Origin of the sequence: Propionibacterium australiense, from assembly GCF_003666605.1 — a bacterium.
In the GTDB taxonomy this organism is placed as follows: Bacteria; Actinomycetota; Actinomycetes; order Propionibacteriales; family Propionibacteriaceae; genus Propionibacterium; species Propionibacterium australiense.
The window spans coordinates 218,365-239,139 of the sequence record NZ_RCIV01000001.1 but is presented as its reverse complement, the minus strand read 5'-3'; the positions used below and the strand labels follow the sequence as shown (position 1 = coordinate 239,139).

The 20,775-nt window shown below is 69.0% G+C and carries 20 protein-coding genes and 2 pseudogenes; 8 read left to right on the top strand and 14 right to left on the bottom strand.

Translation table 11 applies throughout. The features are described from left to right. Nucleotides 1-193: 193 nt before the first annotated feature. The 12 genes and pseudogenes from D9T14_RS14075 to D9T14_RS01045 form a co-directional block, all read right to left on the bottom strand. Nucleotides 194-334, bottom strand: a complete 141-nt coding sequence (locus D9T14_RS14075) for a hypothetical protein (protein ID WP_232012302.1) — start codon at nucleotides 332-334, stop codon at nucleotides 194-196. A 6-nt stretch (nucleotides 335-340) separates the two neighbouring features. Then, nucleotides 341-553 (bottom strand): annotated as a pseudogene (locus D9T14_RS14400) (M23 family metallopeptidase); the annotation flags it as partial. A gap of 147 nt (nucleotides 554-700) precedes the next feature. After that, complete coding sequence (locus D9T14_RS13820; RefSeq protein ID WP_197720566.1) at nucleotides 701-925, bottom strand: hypothetical protein; 225 nt, start codon at nucleotides 923-925, stop codon at nucleotides 701-703. Continuing rightward, nucleotides 898-1,053 (bottom strand): annotated as a pseudogene (locus D9T14_RS14395) (hypothetical protein); the annotation flags it as partial. The pseudogene D9T14_RS14395 and the gene D9T14_RS13820, both read right to left, overlap by 28 nt. A gap of 262 nt (nucleotides 1,054-1,315) precedes the next feature. Further along, nucleotides 1,316-1,852: a GNAT family N-acetyltransferase gene (locus tag D9T14_RS01080; protein WP_119161077.1), complete on the bottom strand. Its 537-nt coding sequence runs from the start codon at nucleotides 1,850-1,852 to the stop codon at nucleotides 1,316-1,318. Nucleotides 1,853-2,038: 186 nt separating this feature from the next. Continuing rightward, on the bottom strand, nucleotides 2,039-3,286 hold the full coding sequence (locus tag D9T14_RS01075) for an ABC transporter ATP-binding protein (protein WP_119161078.1): 1,248 nt from the start codon (nucleotides 3,284-3,286) through the stop codon (nucleotides 2,039-2,041). 17 nt (nucleotides 3,287-3,303) lie between these two features. Beyond that, complete coding sequence (locus tag D9T14_RS01070; protein ID WP_119161079.1) at nucleotides 3,304-4,146, bottom strand: carbohydrate ABC transporter permease; 843 nt, start codon at nucleotides 4,144-4,146, stop codon at nucleotides 3,304-3,306. 6 nt (nucleotides 4,147-4,152) lie between these two features. Then, nucleotides 4,153-5,076, bottom strand: coding sequence for a carbohydrate ABC transporter permease (locus D9T14_RS01065; protein ID WP_119161080.1), 924 nt, complete (start codon nucleotides 5,074-5,076; stop codon nucleotides 4,153-4,155). Beyond that, the gene (locus tag D9T14_RS01060; protein WP_119161144.1) at nucleotides 5,073-6,386 is read right to left on the bottom strand and encodes an extracellular solute-binding protein; all 1,314 of its coding nucleotides are present in this window, start codon (nucleotides 6,384-6,386) and stop codon (nucleotides 5,073-5,075) included. Before D9T14_RS01060 ends, D9T14_RS01065 begins: the two co-directional genes overlap by 4 nt. A gap of 152 nt (nucleotides 6,387-6,538) precedes the next feature. Further along, nucleotides 6,539-7,714 carry an ABC transporter permease gene (locus D9T14_RS01055; protein ID WP_119161081.1) on the bottom strand — a complete coding sequence of 392 codons (1,176 nt, stop codon included), beginning with the start codon at nucleotides 7,712-7,714 and terminating at the stop codon, nucleotides 6,539-6,541. After that, a complete protein-coding gene (locus D9T14_RS01050; RefSeq protein ID WP_119161082.1) occupies nucleotides 7,711-8,592 on the bottom strand; it encodes an ABC transporter ATP-binding protein in 882 nt (293 codons plus the stop codon). Before D9T14_RS01050 ends, D9T14_RS01055 begins: the two co-directional genes overlap by 4 nt. A 212-nt stretch (nucleotides 8,593-8,804) precedes the next feature. Further along, nucleotides 8,805-9,008, bottom strand: a complete 204-nt coding sequence (locus D9T14_RS01045) for a hypothetical protein (protein ID WP_119161083.1) — start codon at nucleotides 9,006-9,008, stop codon at nucleotides 8,805-8,807. Between the two features lie 234 nt (nucleotides 9,009-9,242). Here D9T14_RS01045 and D9T14_RS01040 point away from each other — a divergent pair, with 234 nt between their 5' ends. Both D9T14_RS01040 and D9T14_RS01035 read left to right on the top strand, forming a co-directional pair. Next, a complete protein-coding gene (locus D9T14_RS01040) occupies nucleotides 9,243-10,112 on the top strand; it encodes an ABC transporter ATP-binding protein (RefSeq protein WP_119161085.1) in 870 nt (289 codons plus the stop codon). Beyond that, entirely contained in the window at nucleotides 10,109-10,852 is a 744-nt protein-coding gene (locus D9T14_RS01035; protein WP_119161086.1) for an ABC transporter permease, read from the top strand. Before D9T14_RS01040 ends, D9T14_RS01035 begins: the two co-directional genes overlap by 4 nt. 54 nt (nucleotides 10,853-10,906) lie before the next feature. Here the strand turns inward: D9T14_RS01035 and D9T14_RS01030 are convergent, their stop codons facing one another. Together D9T14_RS01030 and D9T14_RS01025 are read right to left on the bottom strand one after the other, a co-directional pair. Further along, nucleotides 10,907-11,608, bottom strand: coding sequence for a response regulator (locus D9T14_RS01030; RefSeq protein WP_119161087.1), 702 nt, complete (start codon nucleotides 11,606-11,608; stop codon nucleotides 10,907-10,909). After that, nucleotides 11,605-12,915 carry a sensor histidine kinase gene (locus D9T14_RS01025; RefSeq protein ID WP_170175737.1) on the bottom strand — a complete coding sequence of 437 codons (1,311 nt, stop codon included), beginning with the start codon at nucleotides 12,913-12,915 and terminating at the stop codon, nucleotides 11,605-11,607. Before D9T14_RS01025 ends, D9T14_RS01030 begins: the two co-directional genes overlap by 4 nt. Nucleotides 12,916-13,147: 232 nt before the next feature. Here D9T14_RS01025 and uvrC point away from each other — a divergent pair, with 232 nt between their 5' ends. The 6 genes from uvrC to D9T14_RS00995 all read left to right on the top strand — a co-directional run bounded on the left by uvrC (nucleotide 13,148) and on the right by D9T14_RS00995 (nucleotide 20,772). Next, on the top strand, nucleotides 13,148-15,085 hold the full coding sequence (gene uvrC, locus D9T14_RS01020) for an excinuclease ABC subunit UvrC (protein ID WP_119161089.1): 1,938 nt from the start codon (nucleotides 13,148-13,150) through the stop codon (nucleotides 15,083-15,085). A 242-nt stretch (nucleotides 15,086-15,327) separates the two neighbouring features. Then, complete coding sequence (gene rapZ, locus D9T14_RS01015; RefSeq protein WP_374955774.1) at nucleotides 15,328-16,209, top strand: RNase adapter RapZ; 882 nt, start codon at nucleotides 15,328-15,330, stop codon at nucleotides 16,207-16,209. 11 nt (nucleotides 16,210-16,220) lie between these two features. Beyond that, nucleotides 16,221-17,171, top strand: coding sequence for a gluconeogenesis factor YvcK family protein (locus D9T14_RS01010; protein WP_119161090.1), 951 nt, complete (start codon nucleotides 16,221-16,223; stop codon nucleotides 17,169-17,171). 74 nt (nucleotides 17,172-17,245) lie between these two features. Next, nucleotides 17,246-18,229 (top strand): DNA-binding protein WhiA, encoded by a 984-nt coding sequence (gene whiA, locus D9T14_RS01005; RefSeq protein ID WP_119161091.1) that lies wholly within the window; start codon nucleotides 17,246-17,248, stop codon nucleotides 18,227-18,229. Nucleotides 18,230-18,464: 235 nt separating this feature from the next. Beyond that, nucleotides 18,465-19,469 (top strand): type I glyceraldehyde-3-phosphate dehydrogenase, encoded by a 1,005-nt coding sequence (gene gap / locus D9T14_RS01000; RefSeq protein WP_119161092.1) that lies wholly within the window; start codon nucleotides 18,465-18,467, stop codon nucleotides 19,467-19,469. Between the two features lie 91 nt (nucleotides 19,470-19,560). Further along, complete coding sequence (locus D9T14_RS00995) at nucleotides 19,561-20,772, top strand: phosphoglycerate kinase (protein WP_119161093.1); 1,212 nt, start codon at nucleotides 19,561-19,563, stop codon at nucleotides 20,770-20,772. The last annotated feature ends 3 nt before the right edge of the window (nucleotides 20,773-20,775 follow it).

The following is a 20,775-nucleotide window of genomic DNA, read 5'->3' as shown; positions in this document are numbered from 1 at the left end:
GGTAGCAGGATCCGGCCGCTGGCCGTCGGCTTAGCGAACTAGGAACATGTCGGCGGCACCCGCCGAGGATGCGCTTGCGGCATGCGCTGACGGAACTCCCATCAATGCGCTGGTGATGAGGACGATCGTGAGAGTCGCCGTTGCGAGGCGGAGGGTGGATGCCGGATACGGGATCTCTCTTTCTGGGAGGTTGTCAGCAGGGCGCGGCGATGCAGTTCTCACTCGGAACGCTCTTCTCGATCAGTCGTGAAGTGGGAACTCCCGGTTCCCATTGCTCGAACTGGTCGAACAACAGGGGGACGCCATGTGCCTGTTTGAGGTCCAGGCTGTCCATGACTTGAATGTGGATGTGGGGCTGGGTCGAGTTGCCGGTGTTGCCACACGAGGCCAACTGCTGGCCCACTCGGACGGCGTCCCCAGGCTTGACGCACAGTGAACCTCGCTGCAGATGCACGATACCCACGTAGTAGTCGGAGCCGTGCGGCGAGATAATTATGTAATTGCCTGCTATCGCACCGACGCCTTCGCGAAGGCGTGACCCTTGGCTTAACATGTACGGTAGGAGGGCTAGTTGGGATCGACGGGCCTCATGGTCGATCTCGCCGTCGTGGAGCGCGACCACGGTGCCGTCGACGGGGGATAGAACCGGCTGCCCATAGGCGTAAAAGATCTCCGGCGGCTCGGTCGCGAGATAGGTACGTCATCCTTTGGTCGGTGCGGTCCGTCCCAAGTCGTCCACCGCGATGAAATCGATGGCGTAGGTGACACCGAGCAGCGTGGTGCCGTGGCTGGGCACGCGGCGAGCAGGGCTGTTGCGGGCCAACCAGCGGCCACTGAAGGGTAGGCGCCCGACGATGGAGTGATATAGGTTTTTCGGACAGTGGTTAATGGTTGGTTTTAGACTGCCTTGTGGTGTTGTCTCCATTCGGTGTCGATTTGGTTGGGGGTCTGGTAATCGATGGCTGAGTGGAGACGTTTGTGATTGTATCGCAGCCTGGTCCAGGCTGTCACGTCCCGAGCTGCGTGCTGACGGGTCGGGCAAACCTTGTGGTTGGTGAGTTCTTTTTCAGTATCGCGTTGAAGGACTCGGCGGCGGCATTGTCATAGCAGCTACCGGTCCGCCCCCACGGACGGGAGAATCCCACGGTCGGTCATGAATTCAATGTATTCGGCCGACGTGTATGGGGCTCCCCGATCCGAGTGAAAGATCGTGACACCACGGGTCTGCGGACTGTCAAGCCCCGGGTTTTGTAGAGGGTGTTTTATCTGGCGCCGGGATCGGAACGGTCAGGGGGCGGGAGCGGCCGCCGGTCACCTAGATGACCTCCTCGTTGTCGAGCCGGTAGACCCGGTTGATGCGCCTGGTGCCGTCGGCCCGAAGCCCCTGCTCGGCCGATTTGTGGACGAAGACGAAACCGAGTTTCTGGATCGCCTTGTTGGCCCGCTCGTCGGCGTCATCGGCGCGCGTGATGACACCGGAGCAGTCATTCGCCCGGGCCTCGTGGATCATGAGGCGCACCAGCCGCAGATGCAGCCCGGTGCCCCAGACGCTGGGCGACAGATAGGTGGCGCCCAGCTCGACGCACTCGCCGCGACGGAAATGGCTCGAGGTGCCGATGACCACACCGTCGAGACTGGCGGTCCAGGTGATGCGTTCAGGGCCGTCCTCGCGCTGCCCGAGTCTGGCGACCAGATCGGCCGGCTCGTCGGGCATGCCCCTGGGAGCCGAAGCCCAGACCTCGGGGAACGCCAGCGCGGCCCACAGCGGCTCGGCGTCGCGTTCCGGGTCCAGCACCCGGGCGGTGAGGTCACCGGCACGCAGCTCCCGCTCGGCGAACGGCCAACGAAGCATGTCTCAACCCTCCGATGCGATGACGCCCTTCGGCGCCCACTGATCCAGCGATGCCTTCGGCAGCCACTGATCCAGCGACGCCTTCGGCACCCACTGATCCAGCGGCGCCTTCGGCACCGGGCGCGCGCGGACGGATTCTCCCGCCCACGCTAGCGCGCCCGGCGCCGAAGGGCATCGAAACCGGGCTCAGGACTTCCCGGCCTTCGCCTTGGACCTCTCGAGTGCGCGTTTGCGGGCCGCCTCGGAGCGCTCGGCGATCTCGGCCGCGTGCTGCTCGTCGCGGGTGAGATTGCGTCCGGTCTCCGGGTCGAAGACCATCATGTCCTCCGGCATGAAGTACAGCGAGGCCTCCTCACCCTCCAGGATGCGCGAGCTCGGGTCGAGGTTGACGATGAACTGCGTGCGCATGCCCTCACCGTCCAGGTCCCGGTCGAGTTCCTCGAGGGTGTTCTGCACGGCCGGGTCCGAGGCGAAGGGTATGTAGGCGTACTGCTCATTGCCGAGCCACTCGGTGACGTCCACGACGGAGGAGAACTCGACGGCGCCCTCCGGGGGCGTGTGCACATCGGCGTCCTTGATCACCTCGGGCCGCAGGCCCACGACGACGACGTCCTTGCCCGCCAGGTCGGCGCGGATCTGCTCGGGGATCGGCGCACTCGTCATCGGCAGCTCCAGACGGCCGTCACGCACCCTGGCCGGCAGGAAGTTCATCGGGGGAGAGCCGATGAACCCGGCGACGAAGAGGTTGACCGGCTCCTCGTAGAGCTCGCGCGGGGACGCGCACTGCTGCAGCACGCCCTTGCGCATCACGGCCACCCGGTCGCCCAGCGTCATGGCCTCGGTCTGGTCGTGGGTGACGTAGACCGTCGTGATGCCGAGCCTGCGCTGCAGGCGGGCGATCTCGGTGCGCATCTGGCCGCGCAGCTTCGCGTCCAGGTTGCTGAGCGGCTCGTCGAAGAGGAAGGCGTCGGCGTCCCGGACGATCGCCCGACCCATGGCCACCCGCTGACGCTGGCCACCGGACAGGTTCGCCGGCTTGCGGTCGAGGTGCTCGGTCAGTTCGAGCATCTCGGCTGCCTCGTTGACGCGCCTGTCGATCTCCTCCTGCGGCATCTTGTTGCGGCCGAGCCGCAGCGGGAAGGCGATGTTCTCGCGCACGGTCAGGTGCGGGTAGAGCGCGTAGTTCTGGAAGACCATCGCCAGGTTGCGGTCCTTCGGCGCCAGGTCGTTCACCCGCTTGCCGCTGATCTCCAGGTCGCCACCGGTGATGTCCTCCAGGCCGACGATCATGCGCAGGGTCGTCGACTTGCCGCAGCCGGAGGGTCCGACGAGGATCATGAACTCGCCGTCGGCGATGTCCAGGCTGATGTCGTTGACGGCCTTGAAGCCGTCGCCGTATTCCTTGACGATGTTTTTCAAAGTGATCTGGGACATGACAAATTCCTAGGGGTTCAGCCTTTGACGGCGCCGGAGGTGAGGCCGGAGACGATCTGGCGCTGGAAGAAGAGGACGAGCAGGACGACGGGGATGGTCACGACGACACCGGCGGCGCAGATGGCGCCGGTCGGCGACTCGAACTGGCTGGCGCCGGTGAAGAACGCCAGCGCCGCCGGGACCGTGCGGGCGTGGTCACTGGTCAGCGACATGGCGAAGACGAAGTCGTTCCACGCCGTGAAGAAGGCGATGATCGCGGTCGTGAAGACACCTGGGGCGGCGAGCGGGACGATGACCTTCCGGAATGCCTCCCAGCTCGTGGCGCCGTCGACCTGGGCGGCCTGCTCCATCTCCCAGGGGATCTGCTGGAAGAACGCCGACAGCGTCCAGATCGACAGCGGCAGCGTCAGCACGAGGTAGGGCAGGATCAGGCCGGGGATCGTGTCGAACAGGTGGATGCGCCGCCACAGATCGAACAGCGGCGTGACCAGGGAGATGACGGGGAAGAAGGACACCGTCAGGGCCGTGCCGAGGATCAGCCGCTTGCCCGGGAAGTCCAGACGGGCGATCGCGTAGGCGCAGAAGGTCGCCAGGATCACGGCGATGAGCGTGGCGACGACGGCGACAACGATCGAATTGCGCAGCGCCGGCAGGAAGAGATCCTTGGCGCCGCCGGTGAAGATGAGCTGGTAGTTCTCCAGCGTCGGGTTGTGCGCCCAGAACTTGCCGTCGGCCCGGTCGGCGGTCGACTTGAGTGACATGTTGAAGATCCACAGCAGCGGGACGACCGTGTAGACGATGATCGCCACCGAGGCGACGATCTGCCAGAACTTCTGGCTACCGGACAGTTCACGATTCATCGGTGCTCACTTCCTTCCGCCGGCCAGGTCGACGCGGAAGCCCTTGACGAAGATCACCGCGATGATGACGACACAGCAGAACAACAGCACGGACACGGCCGAGCCGAGCCCGACCTCCGTACGGGAGATCGTCTGGTTGTAGGCCACCAGCGACAGCGACGCGGTGTCGTGGCTGCCGGCGGTCATGATGAAGATGTTGTCGAAGATCCTGAAGGCGTCGAGGGTGCGGAACAGCAGCGCGACCATGATCTGCGACTTCATGTTCGGCAGGATCACCTTGCGCAGCCGCTCACCCCAGGTCGCGCCGTCGACGACGGCGGCCTCCTCCATGGCGCTGTCGATCTGGGTCAGGCCGGCGAGCAGCAGCAGGGACATGAACGGCGTGGTCTTCCAGATCTCCGAGACGCAGATCGGCACCATCGCGCTCCAGAACCCGCCGAACCAGTCGAAGTCGGCGGGGAACAGGCCGAAGGACAGCTTGTTGAGCAGCGGGTCGACGAAACCGGTGTCGGTCGCGAAGGCGTAGAACCAGGAGAACGCCGAGACGACGGTGATGATCGAGTAGGGGATCAGCACGATGGTGCGCAGCAGACCCCGCGCGTAGAGGACCTTCTCCATCGCCAGGGCGATGGCGAAACCGAGCACCAGCTCGACGACCACGGTCACCACGGTGATGAAGGTGGTCGTGCCGAACGCCCGCCACCACAGCGGATCGGTGAGGATGATCCCGTAGTTGCGCAGGAAGACGAACTCGCGCTGATCGGGGTCGGTGAGGCGGTACTTGAACAGCGAGGTGTAGACCGCCTGCAGGATCGGGTAGAAGGTGACCAGGACCATGATGATGAATGCCGGGCCGGCCAGTCTCCAGCCGAGTCTGCGTTCCTCGCGTGCCCGGTCGCTCAGGTGCTTTGCCACAGTGTTGGTGCTCATAGCAGGGCCTCTCCCCGCAGGACTTTCATGATCAGTTCGGTGGACTCGGCCGGGGTGCTGGCCGGGTCGACTTGCTCGGGCGGCGACCAGGTGCGCTGGACGGCGGTGGACAGGTCACCGTAGTAGGAGGTGCGGGGGCGCTGCACCGCGTTGTTCAGCGACTCCCGGAAGACGTCGGCCATCGGGAACTGCTCCTGGATCTCCGGGTCGTCGAAGACCGAGGAGCGGGAGGCCGCGTTACCGGTGCCGAGCATGTAGTCCTTCTGGTGTTCGGCGCTGGTGATGCAGGAGATGGCCTGCCAGGCCTTGTCCTTGTTCCGCGAGGCCGTGTTGACGCCCAGCTCGATGCCGCCGAACGGCGGAGCGGCCTGCTTGTCGGCATCGACCTGAGGATAGGTGGTCCAGGCGATGTCGTCGAGGAAGGACAGGTCGTTCTCCTTCATGGCCGCGTAGACGTAGAGCCAGTTGAGCATGAAGCCCGAGGTCTCCTCGTCCTGGAACATGTTGAGCGCATTGGTCTCGTTCATCGACGACAGGGCCGGGCCGACCGCGCCGGAGGTGGCCAGCTTCTGGATGATCTCGGCTGCCCGCCGGCCCTCGGGGGTGTCGAGCCCCAGCTGGGTGTCCTCGGCCGCGGCGCCCTCGTTCTGCACGATCGACCCGCCCGCGCCGGCGACCAGGGCGTTGATGAGCACGGTGTAGCCCTCGTAGCGTCTGGCCTGGACCCCGAAGTCCGTGTCCGTCGCCTGGGCCGCCTCGATGATCTGCTCGAAGGTGACCGGCTTGGTCATGTCCAGGCCGGCCGCGGCGGCCACGGACTTGCGGTACCACAGCAGCTGCGTGTTGGCCCAGAAGGGGGCCGCGACGAGCTTGTCGTTCCACTTGGAGGCGTCCAGGGAGCCCTGCACCCGGTCATCGGTGAAGTCCTCGATGTACTGCTCGGGGACGTCCACGAGATAGCCGGCCTCGGCGAACTCGGGAACGACCACTGGGTCGAGGCTCATGATGTCGACGCCGGAGTCGTTCGCCGCCAGGCGCCGGACCAGCTGCTCACGCTGGTCGGTGGCCTCGTTCGGCAGCTGCTCCACCTGGATGGTGTACGCGCCGCCGGAGGCCTTCGAGCACTCGGCGGCCAGCTGGGCCTGCCCGCCGCCGGTGGGGGATGCGCCACCGCCGTCGGGGTTGATGAACCAGGTGAGGGTGTCGGTACCCCCAGCGTCGCCCCCGCAGCCGGTCAGGCCTGAGACTGCCAGGGCGAGCAAACAGCCGCCCAGCAGGGGTTTGAGAGCTCTTGTTCTTCTCGGTCTCATGGTCACCTGCCTCATTGCATGATGAAACGAGTTCGCCTCATTGCCGAACTCCCCACTGATCCTAGGGGTGGGGTCTGCTCTGGGTGAGAGGGTCCGCACACCGTCGTGACCTGTTCGCGGTGTGCGAACAGGTCACGACGACGGGGCTGCGATCACGCGGCCTGCCGGCCGAGTGCCTGCTTGAGGCTCACCCGGCCGTGGGTCTGCAGCAGTGAGCGGTTGTAGATCATCGAACCCACCCAGATCGCCAGCGGGACGAAGGCCAGGTTGATCGCCAGGGCGACGACGGCCTGCCACCAGGGGACCCCGCTGGTGGCGAGGCGGGCCGGCATGAGGACGCAGGAGAGGATGGGGACGAAGGACAGCACGGTCTGTGCCTGGCCGTGGACGACGAAGCCCACGACGTAGACGATCATGAGCAGCCAGGTCAGCGGCTGGGAGGTGTGCTGCAAGTCCTCCTGGGAGCTGGCCAGGGCGCCGGCCGCGGCCCACAGGCAGGCCAGGGCGAGGAATCCGGCCAGGAAGAAGACCAGGAACCAGGCGATGGAGCCGGACAGGCCCGGCAGGAAGCTGCCGAGGTCGGTCTGCGACAGGCCGATGAGGCCGACGGCCATGTAGAGGGCCATCTGGGCCAGGGCCATGAGCGTGTTCCCGGCGATCTTGCCCAGCAGCAGCTGGTGCGTCGGCACGGCGGCCGCCAGGATCTCGATGACCCGGGACTGCTTCTCACCGGTCACCGACTGGGCGATCTGCATGCCGAACATGAGAGAGGAGGCCATGAACAGCACCGAGAAGGCGAGCCCGACCATGTAACCCCGCATGGTGAAACCGGCATCCGGGTCCAGTTCCTCGCTCGTGACGCTCATGGCGGCGGCCAGCTGCTCCCCGCCCAGGCCGGCCTGGGCGGCGATCTCGGTCAGGGCGCCCTGTGAGACGGCCGTGCTGGTGTACGACAGCAACTGGCTGTCGCTGGAGCCACCGAAGGTGAGCACCCAGCCGGTCTCGGTGCGGTGCAGCCAGGCCGCGTCGTCGTCATCGGCGAGCCGGGCGCGGGCCTCGTCCTCGTCGCCCAGCTGGACGTGCTCGACCCGCGCGTTGGAGCCGTTGGCCTGGGCCACCGGTTCGATGGCCTGGGCGACCTGGGCCGAGACGGTGTCGGTCGTCACGACGGTGAAGGTCTGCTGCCGGGAGTTCATCCAGGCGGCGAATCCCAGGCCGCCGGCGATGACGGCGAGCGTGAGGATGGTCGAGATGATGAAGCTGCGGTCGCGGAGCTTGACGGACATCTCGTGGCCGGCGACGGTCAGCCACAGGTTCTTGGTGTTCATCGGGTCACCTCACGGTAGATCTCGGCAAGGGTGGGGCGGATCTCGGCCAGCTCGCGCACCTCGCCGCGGGCCAGGGCCTCGGTCAGCAGGGCGCGGCGGGCCGCGTCGTCGTCCAGGACGAGCAGCGCCCTGGGTCCGTCCACGTCCAGGACGGACAGGCCGGCCATGTCACGCACCCAGCCGGTGTCGGTGTCCATGACGAGGCGGTGCCTGGCGGTGCCGCGGCTGCGCAGCTCCTCGCCGGTGCCGTCGGCCACGACCCGTCCGTGGGCGAGGATGACGAGCCGGTCGCACAGCCGCTCGACCAGGTCGAGCTGGTGGGAGCTGAACAGCAGGGGCACGCCGACGGCGGTGCGCGTGCTCAGCACCTCGGAGAGCGAGTCGACCGCGTCGGGGTCGAGGCCGCTGAAGGGCTCGTCGAGGATGAGGGCGGCCGGCTCGGCCATGACGGCGGCGGCGATCTGGACGCGCTGCTGGTTGCCGAGGGAGAGCTTCTCGAGCTTCTCCTTGACGCGCTCGCCCAGGCCGAAGGCCTCGAGCAACTGCATGGCCTCCGCCCGCGCCGCGGCGGCGGTGGCCCCGCGCAGCCGGGCCAGGTAGACGAGCTGGTCGAGCACCTGCTGCTTGGGGTAGAGGCCCCGCTCCTCGGGCATGTAACCGATCGTGCGGCGCTCGGCGGCGGTGATCGGGGCGCCGTTCCACAGGGTCTCGCCGGCGTCGGGGGCGAGCAGGCCCATGATCATGCGCATCGTCGTCGTCTTGCCGGCGCCATTGCCGCCGATGAAGCCCACGGTCGCGCCGTCGGGCACCTGGAAGCTGACGTCGTCGACGGCGACCAGGTCACCGAACCGACGGGTGAGATGACGTGTTTCGAACATGGCTCAATCCTGTCGGCGAGCCCGCGCCGGCGCATCGGTCCTGCGAGCGAAAGCTCGGGCCCGCCGCGGACGGGCGGTCGGTCGCAGGGATGAGACGGTGGCCGCGCGGGGGCACCCGATCGGGGCGCAGGGCGACGGCATTGATCCCCTCACCGCCGTGCGGTGAGGGGATCAATGCCGGAAACTGCGTCGTCAGCGCTGCCCGGCGGTGGTCACCTCCCGGCTCGCAGAGCCGACCGCCTGCCGCGCACGAAGACGAGGAAGTACCCCGCTCCGCCGACGATGCCGGCGGTCACCGTGCCCAGCCCGCGGGCCAGCCAGACGCCGGCGCCGATGTTCTGCGAGACCGCCAGGGCGAAATCGCCGATCACCACTGCGACGACGAGGATGACAAGGATGCGGATCGTACGACTCATGTCCCTCATCCTTGCGGAACGTGCCGTGCCGCCGCATCGGCCTGTGGGGCGAGATCGCGGGCCCGGCGGGGCGGACGATCATCCGAAGGGATGAGGCGGTGGCGGAGGAGGTGACAGGACGACAGGGTCTGCGTCGTCCATGCGTCGAGGCAGACGGCATGAGCCCTTCCGCTAGTGACCGGGTCACCGGCGCGGTGAAACGCTACGGGGAGCTCGTCGCACTGTTCGCGGTGGATCTCGAGGTCCGCCCGGGCGAGACGCTCAGGGATCCTGGGGGCCAATGGCGCAGGAAAGACCACGCTGATCGAGTCGATCATGGGCGCGCGCACCCTCGACAAGGGCGGGATCGAGGTTTGCGGTCTGTCGCCGGTACGGCAGCGCGCGGAGTGCGCGCGGCACGTGAGCCTGCAACCGCAGGGTTCGTCATTGTTCAGGCACCTGACCGTGCTGGAGAGCGTCGAGCTCTGGGCGTCGTTCTACCCGGGCCCGCGCCCGGCCGATGAGGTCATCGCCATGGTCGGGCTCGACGACAAGCGGCGGGCACTGGTCAGGACCCTGTCGGGCGGTCAGCTGCAAAGACTGCGGCTGGCCCTGGCGCTGGTCGGCGACACCGAGGTCGTGGCCTTCGACGAGCCGACGGTCGGGCTTGATCCGCTGGCCCGTGAACGGACCTGGGACGTCATCCGTCAGCGTGCCGGCCGGGGCGCCGTGCTCATGGCGACCCAGATGATGGACGAGGCCGAGGCGTTGTGCGAGCGCATCGTGATCCTGGATGCGGGCCGCGTCATCGCGGAGGGCACCGTCGGCGAGCTGCTGGACGGCTACGCCGGGCAGGGCAGCCTGTCGTTCACGACCCCGGTTCTCGCCAGCCCCGCCGTGCTGCAGGAGCTGCCGGGCGTGCTGTGGGCCTCGGCCCGGCGAGTGGGCGAGACGACGAGTGTCCGGCTGGTGAGCGCCGATGTGGCCCGGACCCGGGCCGCCGTCCTGGGCTCGCAGTCCGTCCGGGCCGAACGCATCAGGACCGCCGGCCCGTCACTGGCCGACGTGTTCCTGCGGCTGGTCGGTGGGGAACCGGCCGACCCCGCCCTCGGGGAGACGCGATGAGGCAGATGCGGGCCCTCGTCCGGGCGAGCGTCAGGGAACTGCTGCGCGATCGGATGGTGACCGGGTTGGCGATGGCGTTCCCGATGATGTTCATCGTGATGTTCCTGTTCCTGCCGGACCTGCCCCAGCCCCGGGGACGCATCAGCGCCCTGGACTTCGGGCTGCCGGCGGTGCTCATCTTCGCTGTCCTGTCGCTGGCGCTGACGGGCACCGCCGCGCCCATGGCGCAGTTGCGCAGGGACGGCGTGCTGCGCAGCCTCGGCATGACCCCGGTGACACGCGGCCAGTACCTGTGGGCGCAGCTGCCGGGCCGGCTCGTCGTGATCGGGGTCGAGACGGGCCTGATCTGCGCGCTGGCCGCCCTGACCGGCTCGTCCCACGGCTCGCCCCTGCTGCTGGCGTGGGCCGTGGTGCTGTGCACGGCGTCCGCGCTGTCGATGGGACTGCTGATCGGCGCCAGGACGGACAATCCGGCACTGGTCGGGGCGCTCTCTGGACTCCTGGCGCCGGGCCTGCTGTTCCTGTGCGGTGTCTTCCTGCCGTATCGGATGATGCCCTCCGCGGTCGAGCGCATCGGGCTGGCGCTGCCGTACACCTATGTCGGGGACATGCTGCGGGCCGCCCTGGCGGGAACCGCCCTGGAGTACCCGCTGGCACGGGGCTCGCTCGTCTGCATCGCCTGGACCGTCGTCATGGGGCTGCTGGCCGGGCGGATCTTCGTCTGGGACACTGCCCGGTGACCGGCTACCCTGGGGCGGGCCTACCGGCACCGCCCCAGGGGCTTCGTCGGCCGGTCACTCGGCCAGGCCGTGCCGGAAGGCCCAGGCCACGGCCTGCACGCGGTCGCGCAGGCCGAGCTTGGACAGCAGATTCGAGACGTGGGTCTTGACGGTCGCCTCCGAGACGAACAGCTCTGCGGCGATCTCGGCGTTGGACAGGCCCCTGGCGATGGTGCGCAGCACGTCGGTCTCACGGTCGGTGAGCTCGGGCGTGTACGCCGCGGCCCCGGCCTGGGCGGCGGCGGGCAGGAGCGGTGCGGCCGGCTCGGGGTGGTCGGCCGGCGGCTGCGTGTTCGCGTCCGGCGCCGCCATGGCGCGGATGACGCGCAGCGTCACCTGGGGGCTGAGCAGCGCGTCGCCCCGGGCCACGGCACGGACTGCGGAGACCAGCTCGTCCGGGTCGGCGTTCTTCAGGACGAAACCCGAGGCGCCGGCCCCGAGGGCCTCGAAGACGTAGTCGTCCCGGTCGAAGGTGGTGACCATGATGACCTTGGCGAGCTGCTCGCCGATGACCGTCCGGGTGGCCTCGATGCCGTCGACGCCGGGCATCTGCACGTCCATGAGGATGACGTCGGGGCGCTCGGCGCGCGCCAGCTCGACGGCCTGGGCGCCGTCACAGGCCTGGGCGACCACCTCGATGTCGTCCTCCAAGGACAGGATCATGTCGAAACCGGTGCGCACCAGTTTCTGGTCGTCGGCGAGAAGGACACGGATCATGATGACTCCATGAGGGGCAGGCGGACCCGTACGCGGTAGCCCCCGGTGGGGCGCGGGCCGATCTCGGCCTCGCCGTGGTGGCGGGCGGCGCGTTCGCGCATGCCCAGCTGCCCCAGCCCGGTGCCGGAGGTGCCGGGCACGGGCCGTCCCGCGTCGAGGATCTCGGTCTCGACGTAGCGTTCGGCGACGCGCACGACCACCTGGGCCCTCCGGGCTGTGGAGTGCCGCCGGACGTTCGTCAGCGCCTCCTCGACGGTTCGGTAGATCGACAGCGCGACCGGCAGGGGCACGTTCTCGGCGGCGCCGGGCGCCGACTCCAGCAGCTCGTAGTCGACCCGCAGGTCATCGGGCCGGCCGGTGGTGAGCCCGGCGATCTGGGCGATGGTGGGGGAGGACTGGCGGGAGTCGTCCTCGTGCCCGGTCGCGCCGCGCAGCGCGCCGAGCAGCCCGCGCATCTGACCGATGGCCTCGCGGGAGGACTCCTCGACCATGCCCAGCGCCCGGGCCGCCTGCTCGGGCCTCCTGTCGAGGGCCCGCCTGGCCGCGGCGGCCTGCACGCCCGTCACGGAGACGTGGTGGGCGACGACGTCGTGCAGCTCGCGGGCGATGCGCAGGCGCTCCTCGACGATCGCCTGGTCGCGCAGCTGCTCGGACTGCCGGGCGATCTGGGCGGCCTGGGCCGCCAGCCTCGCCTGCTGGCGTGCCCTGCGCCAGGCGCTCGTCCCGAAGACGAAGGCGGAGACGAAGAAGACGATGTTGATGAGATAGGCGTAGATGCCGTACGAGAGGGCCGGGCTCAGCAGCCCGTGCGCGGGGCCATCCATCGACGCGACGACGCGTTCGACGCTGAGGCCCACCGCGAAGTCCAGGGTGAGCCAGAGCAGATCGGCGAGCACGATCGCCGCGAGGGTCGCGACCATGGCGCGGCGGTTCCGGGCCCAGCAGGCCGCCGAGAAGACGGCCAGGAAGAGCAGAATGTTGCCGACCAGCTGGGCGTTCACCTCCGAGGCGTTCCGCCCTGTCACCACGAAGACGGCGAAGACCGCCGCGGCGCAGGCGAGGGGGAAGCGCCGCCGCCACAGCAGGGGCAGCGCCAGCAGCACGATGAGGCCGTACTCGAGCGGCCGCGGCTCCATGCTCTCGGCCGGGAAGTAGCCGCGCAGCAGCTCCAGGTTGAGAGCCAGGGCGGCGGCCATGGCCAGAGCGACGGCGGCATCGCGCCGGTCGACGCGCGGGACCGGCCGCTGCCAGTCCTCGTCGAGACCGAGCCATGCCCCGAGGCGCTCGGTCAGCGACTTCTCGGCCATGGGATCCTCCTGATCTGCCCCTGCTCCTGGTGGACCTGCGGCGAGCGTAGCGGCACCGGCCGCCGGCGTGTCCTGCCCGTCCACGAGCTGGTGCCCGCCGCTGTCACTGGCCCGGCCCGAGACGGTCCCGCTCCCGGGCCTTGCAGTCCACTGGCCTCGTGCCGCTGCGGCGGAGGCCCTGACGTCCCGTTCGCGGGCCGGACCGTCGAGGGCCCTCGGTACCCTGGCAGGCATGGCCGACCCGTCCACCTATCGTCCTGCCCCGGGCCAGATCCCCACCGGCCCGGGGGTCTACCGGTTCAGCGACGCGCACGGCCAGGTGATCTACGTCGGCAAGGCCAAGAACCTGCGCAACCGCCTGAACTCCTACTTCCAGGACGTCTCCGCGCTGCACCCGCGCACCCAGACGATGGTGCGCACGGCGAGCCGCGTCGAGTGGACGGTGGTGCAGAACGAGCTCGAGTCCCTGCAGCTCGAGTACACCTGGATCAAGCACTACAGGCCGCGGTTCAACATCAAGTACCGCGACGACAAGACCTACCCGTGGCTGTGCGTCAGCTGGAGCGAGGAGTACCCGCGCGTCTTCGTGGGCCGGGGCGCCAAGCGCAAGGGCTGGCGCTACTACGGGCCCTTCGGCAAGGCCTGGGCGATCCGTGAGACGGTCGACATGCTGCTGCACGTCTTCCCGATGCGCTCGTGCACGAAGGGCGTCTTCAACTCGGCCCACTCCAGCGGGCGCCCCTGCCTGCTCGGCTACATCGGCAAGTGCTCGGCGCCGTGCGTGGGCCGGGTGAGCGCCGAGGAGCACCGTGAGATCGCCGCCGACTTCTGCGCCTTCATGGAGGGCCACACCAGGCGTCTCGAGAAGAAGATGACCGAGCAGATGATGCAGGCCGCCGCGGATGAGAACTTCGAGCGCGCCGCCGTGCTGCGCGACTCGCTCACCGCGCTCGCCGAGGCCGGCGAACGCAACGCCATCGTCCTGCCCGAGGGAACCGACGCCGACGTCATCGCCCTCGCCCTCGACCCGCTCGAGGTCGCCGTCCAGGTCTTCCACGTGCGGGCGGGGCGGGTGCGCGGCGAACGCTCCTGGGTCGCCGACCGGGCCGACGACGCCGGCGAGGGCGAGCTGGTCGAGTCCTTCCTGCTCAGCCTCTACACCGACTCGGCGGTGCCGCGCGAGGTGCTCGTCCCGGCCCTGCCGCCCGAGGCCGAGGCCCTGACCGAGCTGCTGAGCTCCCAGCGCGGCTCGGCCGTGCACCTGCACGTTCCCCGGCGCGGCGACAAGCGCGTCCTCATGGACACCGTCGCGCAGAACGCCGCCCAGGCGCTGGCCCGGCACAAGACGAGGCGCTCGTCCGATCTGGAGACCCGCAACCGTGCGCTGGCCGAGCTGGCCGAGCTGCTCGACCTGCCCGAGGCGCCGCTGCGCATCGAGGGCTACGACATCTCGCACCTGCAGGGCACACAGGTGGTCGGCTCGATGGTCGTCTTCGAGGACGGCATGGCCCGCAAGAGCGAGTACCGCCGCTTCGTCATCAAGAGCTTCGAGGGCTCGGACGATCTGCGTGCCATGGACGAGGTGCTCTCGCGCCGCTTCACCCGCCTGCTCAACGACCGCGCCGCCATGCAGGACGCGGGCCCCGGCGGTCTCGTCGACCCCGACACCGGACGGCCGCTCAAGTTCGCCTACGCCCCCTCGCTCGTCGTCATCGACGGCGGCCCGCTGCAGGTCGAGGCCGCCCAGCACGCCATCGACGAGCTGGGCGTCGACGATGTCCGCGTCATCGGCCTGGCCAAGCGCCTCGAGGAGGTCTGGCTGCCCGGCGAGGAACACCCACTCATCCTGCCGCGCACCTCCGAGGGCCTGTACCTGCTGCAGCGCGTGCGGGACGAGTCGCACCGTTTCGCCATCACCCACCACCGCCGACGCCGCTCCAAGGCGATGGTCGAATCGGTGCTCGACGAGGTGCCGGGCCTCGGCCAGGTGCGCCGGGCCACACTGCTCAAGCGCTACGGCTCGCTGCGGAAACTGCGGGCCGCCACCGTCGAGGAGCTCGCGGAACTGCCCGGCATCGGCCGGGCGACGGCCGAGACGATCGTGGCCCACCTGGCTGCCGACACCGCGGCCCCGGCCGTCAACGTGACGACCGGCGAGATCCTCGAGTAGGCCGCCCGGTTCCCGGCGACATCGTCCCCTGGCCGGCCGGCGAACGGACCGTCTTCTCCTGGGCCGGGATCGGCCAGTGCACGGGCACGCACGTCATCGGGGCCTTCGAGACCGGGGACCCGGCCGTGGCCGCTCCGGTGCGGATCGCGCTCGCGGACACGTCGGGACGACCGATCCGGCACCCCCTGACGGGCCCGGTCGGCGGCGGACGGGCGACTGGCCATAATGGACCCGTGAGTGATCTGCCAGCACCCGCCCGCACCCTCCCGAAGGCACCCCGCACCGTCATCATCACCGGCATGTCCGGCGCCGGACGGCGCACCTGCGCCCATGCCATGGAGGACCTCGGCTGGTTCGTCGTCGACAACCTGCCCCCCTCGATGCTGCCCGAGCTCATCGGCACCGCCAACGACTCCGGCCTCAGCCGCCTCGCCGTCGGCCTCGACGTGCGCGGCCGTGAGATGTTCGACCAGCTGCCCGCCGTCTTCTCCCGGCTGCGCGAGCGGGGCATCTCGCCCGAGATCTGCTTCCTCGAGGCCAGCGACGAGGCCATCGTCCGCCGTCAGGAGTCCAGCCGCCGTCCGCTCCCGCTCCAGGGCGATGGGCGGCTGCTCGTCGGCATCGAGAAGGAACGCCGGATGCTCTCGGACCTGCGCGCCAGCGCCGACCTGGTCATCGACACATCCCGCCTCACCGTGCACCAGCTCGCGGCCCGCGTCGCCCACGCCTACGGCGGTGACGAGGCCGAGACCCTGCGGGTGCAGGTCATGAGCTTCGGGTTCAAGAACGGCGTGCCGCTGGACGCCGACTTCGTCTTCGACGTGCGCTTCCTGCCCAACCCGCACTGGGTGCCCGAGCTGCGCCCCCAGACCGGTCTGTCCGAGGCGGTCAGCGGCTACGTGCTGTCCCAGGAGGGCGCCAACGAGTTCCTCGACGACCTGCAGGGCATGTTCCGCATCGTCGCGCCCGGCTATCTGCGCGAGGGCAAACGCCAGGTCACCGTCGCCATCGGGTGCACCGGCGGCAAGCATCGTTCGACCGCCATGACCGAGGCGACCGCCAGACGGCTGCGCGAGGAGGGGATGCAGGTGAGCGTCCTGCACCGCGACCTCGGTCTCGAATGAGGGGAGGACCGATGAGTGATCCAGGTGAGCTGCCCAGGGTGGTGGCACTCGGCGGCGGCCACGGCCTCTCCTCGTCGCTGGCTGCCCTGCGGAAGGTGACCGACAATCTCACCGCCGTCGTCACGGTCGCCGACGACGGCGGCTCGTCGGGCCGGCTGCGCTCCGAGCTCGGTGGCCTGCCCCCGGGCGATCTGCGCATGGCGCTCGCCGCCCTGTGCGGTGACGACCACAACGGGCGGTGCTGGGCGACCGTGCTGCAGCAGCGCTACCGCTCAGAGGGCCCCCTCAACGGGCACGCCATCGGCAATCTGCTCATCGAGGGCGTCTGGCAGACGATCGGTGACGCGGTCGCCGGTCTCGACATGGTCGCCGAACTGGTCGACGCCCGCGGGAGAGTGCTGCCCGCCTCGACGATCCCGCTCGACATCGAGGCGGACGTGCTCGGCCTCGACCTCGAGTTCCCCGCCGAGATCCAGGTCGTGCACGGTCAGCACGAGGTGGCCGTGACCCGTGGCCTGGTGCAGTCGATCCGTCTGCTGCCCGACGATCCGCCGGCCTGCCCGCAGGCCCTGGCCGCCATCGCCGAGGCCGATTTCATCGTCCTCGGCCCCGGCTCATGGTTCACCTCCGTGCTGCCGCACCTGATGATCCCCGAACTGGCCCGGGCGATCATAGCGGCCCGGGCGCACAAGGTGCTCACGCTGAACGTCACCGCGGGCTCCGAGACCGCCGGCTTCTCGCCGACCCGGCACATGGAACTCATCGGCGAGCACGCGCCAGGCCTGCGTCTGGACACGGTGATCGCCGACGAGACCTTCGCCCGCGAGGACGAGACCCTCGAGGCCAGCTGCGCAGGTTTCGGCGCCCGCCTGGTCGTCGACGACGTCGCCATGCACGACAACACGGCGCGGCACGACCGGCTGCGCCTGGCCGCCGTCTACCGCGAGATCATGCTCGGCTGACGTCATGATTCACCGGAGCCTTGAGACCAGTTGCGTACCCTGGTGGCGTCGACGCCGAACAGGGGAGTGAGCAGATGGCACTGACACAGCAGGTGAAGTCCGAGCTGGCCACGGTCTCGGTGCTCAAGCCCGAGTCGCGTCGTGCCGAGATCGCCTCGATGCTGCGGTTCGCCGGCGGGATCCACCTGGTCAGCGGCCACATCGTCATCGAGGGCGAGTTCGACACGGGCAGCGCCGCCCGCCGGCTGCGCGCCGGTGTCCGGGAACTGTACGACTTCGACTGCGACATCATCGTGGTCAACTCCGCAGGCATGCGCCGCGGCACCCGCTACGTCGTCCGCCAGGTCCGCCACGGCGAGGACCTGGCTCGCCTGACCGGTCTCATCGGCGCCCACCGCAGGCCGGTTCGGGGCCTGCCGGCCCAGATCGTCGGCGGCTCCCTCGAGGACCAGGTCGCGGCCTGGCGCGGCGCCTTCCTGGCACGCGGTTCGCTCACCGAGCCCGGCCGGTCGATGGCTCTCGAGATCACCTGCCCGAGCTCGGAGTCGGCGCTGGCCCTGGTCGGCGCCGCCCGCCGCCTCGGGGTCAGCGCCAAGGCGCGTGAGGTGCGTCAGACCGATCGTGTCGTCGTCCGCGACGGCGACGCCATCTCCTCGCTGCTCACCCGCATGGGCGCCCACGAGTCGGTGCTCGTCTGGGAGGAGCGCCGCATGCGCCGCGAGGTGCGTGCCAGCGCCAACCGGCTCGCCAACTTCGACGACGCGAACCTGCGGCGCTCGGCGCGTGCCGCCGTCGCCGCCAGCGCCCGCGTCGAACGCGCCCTGGAGATCCTCGGCGAGGACATCCCGGACCATCTGCGCTCGGCCGGCGAGCTGCGCCTGGCCCACCGGGACGCCTCCCTCGAGGAACTCGGTCAGCTCCACGCCCCGCCCCTGACGAAGGACGCGGTGGCCGGCCGCATCAGGCGCCTGCTCGCCCTGGCCGACAAGACCGCGAACGAGCGCGGCATCCCGACGACGGCGGCGGCCCTGACACCCGAGATGCTGGCCGACGGATGATGCGGTGCCGGGCCGGCCGACACCCCCGGGGCGGCCGGGGCGCGGCACGGCCCTGGTCCGCCGCGGCATGTCCTCCAGTGCCTCCAGGGGTCACGTTCGCCGTTCCGGCAGAATCCCAGGGACTGAACCCATGGGCACCGCCCCGCCAGTCGGATAAGATCATCGGTGTCCGCGCCTGGAGCCGGACCACGCCGGATCGCCAGGCATCATGACCTGTCGAAGGAGAATCGACTTTATGACCGTCAAGGTTGGTATCAATGGTTTCGGCCGCATCGGCCGCAACTTCTTCCGTGCGATGATCGAGCAGAAAGCCGATCTCGACATCGTCGCAGTCAACGACCTGACTGACACCAAGACCCTTGCTCACCTGCTCAAGTACGACTCGATCCTCGGCCGTTTCGCCGGCGAGGTCGACTACGACGACACCAGCATCATCGTCGACGGCAAGGTCATCAAGGTCTGCTCCGAGCGCAACCCCGCCGACCTGCCCTGGAAGGAGCTCGGTGTCGAGGTCGTCGTCGAGTCGACCGGCCTGTTCACCGATGGTGAGAAGGCCAAGGCCCACATCGAGGCCGGCGCCAAGAAGGTCATCATCTCCGCCCCCGCCAAGAACATCGACGCGACCTTCGTCATGGGCGTGAACGACAAGGAATACGACCCGGCCACCCAGAACATCATCTCGAACGCCTCCTGCACGACGAACTGCCTGGCCCCGCTGGCCAAGATTCTGCAGGCGAAGTTCGGCATCGAGCGCGGCATCATGACCACGATCCACTCCTACACGGGTGATCAGCGCATCCTCGACGCCCCCCACAAGGATCTGCGTCGCGCCCGTGCCGCCGCCCTCAACATGATCCCCACGAAGACCGGCGCCGCCCAGGCCGTCGCCCTCGTGCTGCCCGAGCTGAAGGGCAAGTTCGACGGCCTCGCCGTCCGCGTCCCCACCCCGACCGGTTCGCTGACCGATCTCTCGTTCATCCCGAGCCGCGAGGTCACCGTCGAGGAGATCAACGCCGCCGTCAAGGAGGCCGCCGAGGGCGAGCTCAAGGGCATCGTCGAGTACACCGAGGACCCGATCGTCTCCACCGACATCCAGAGCAACCCGCACACCAGCATCTTCGACGCCTCCGAGACCAAGGTCATCGGCAACCTCGTCAAGGTGCTCAGCTGGTACGACAACGAGTGGGGCTACTCCAACAGCCTCGTCAGCCTGACCAAGCTCGTCTGCGACAAGCTCTGAGCATCAGGACCACACACATGAAGAACAGGGCGCGTCGGCTCAGGCTGACGCGCCCTGTTCGCCCATGACCGACAATTCCAGGAGTTGCCCAGTGAAGACTGTCTCCCAGCTCGGCGATCTGCGCGGTAAGCGCGTCGTGATCCGCTGTGACTTCAACGTGCCGCTGAACGGCACCACCATCACCGATGACGGCCGCATCCGCGCCGCCCTACCCACCCTGAAGGCCCTCCTCGACGCCGGCGCCAGGGTCACCGCGCTCGCCCACCTGGGCCGTCCCAAGGGCGAGGTCAATCCGAAGTTCTCCCTGGCCCCCGTCGCCACCCGCCTGGGTGAGCTGCTCGGCCAGGACGTGAAGTTCGCCACGGACACCGTCGGCGAATCCGCCCAGGCCACCAGCGCCGCACTGACCGACGGCCAGATCGCGCTCGTCGAGAACGTCCGCTTCGAGCCGGGCGAGACGAGCAAGGTCGACGCGGAACGCGAGGCCCTCGCCGCCAAGTACGCCCAGTTCGGCGAGATCTTCGTCTCCGACGGCTTCGGCGTCGTCCACCGCAAGCAGGCCAGCGTCTACGACCTGGCCAAGCTGCTGCCCAACGCGGCCGGTGAGCTCGTCGCCAAGGAGGTCGCCGTGCTGTCGAAGCTCACCACCGACCCCGAGCGTCCCTACGTCGTCGTCCTCGGTGGCGCGAAGGTCGCCGACAAGCTCGCCGTCATCGACAATCTGCTCTCGATCGCCGACACCCTCGTCGTCGTCGGCGGCATGGCCTACACCTTCCTCAAGGCGCAGGGCCACGAGGTCGGCAACTCAATCCTCGACGAGTCCAAGGTCGAGACCTGCCGCGAGTACCTGGCCCGCGCCGAGGCCACGGGGAAGAAGATCCTGCTGCCCACGGACGTCGTCACGGCGGCCGGCATGGACTTCGACGCCCGCAAGGCCCTCGGCGAGGTCACCGTCGTCCCGGCCGACGCCATTCCGCCTCAGCGTGAGGGCCTCGATGTCGGTCCCGAGACCGTCAAGGCCATCGCCGCCGAGATCGCCGGCGCCAGGACCGTCTTCTGGAACGGGCCGGCCGGCGTCTCCGAGATCGCCGATTTCGCCGAGGGGACCAAGGCGATCGCCGAGGCCCTCGCCTCCAGCGACGCCTTCTCCGTCATCGGCGGCGGGGACTCCGCCGCAGCGGTGCGCACCTTCGGTCACTCCGACGACCAGTTCGGCTGGATCTCCACCGGTGGCGGCGCCTCTCTCGAATACCTCGAAGGCAAGGAGCTGCCGGGCCTGGCAGTCCTGGAAGGGAACGACTGAATC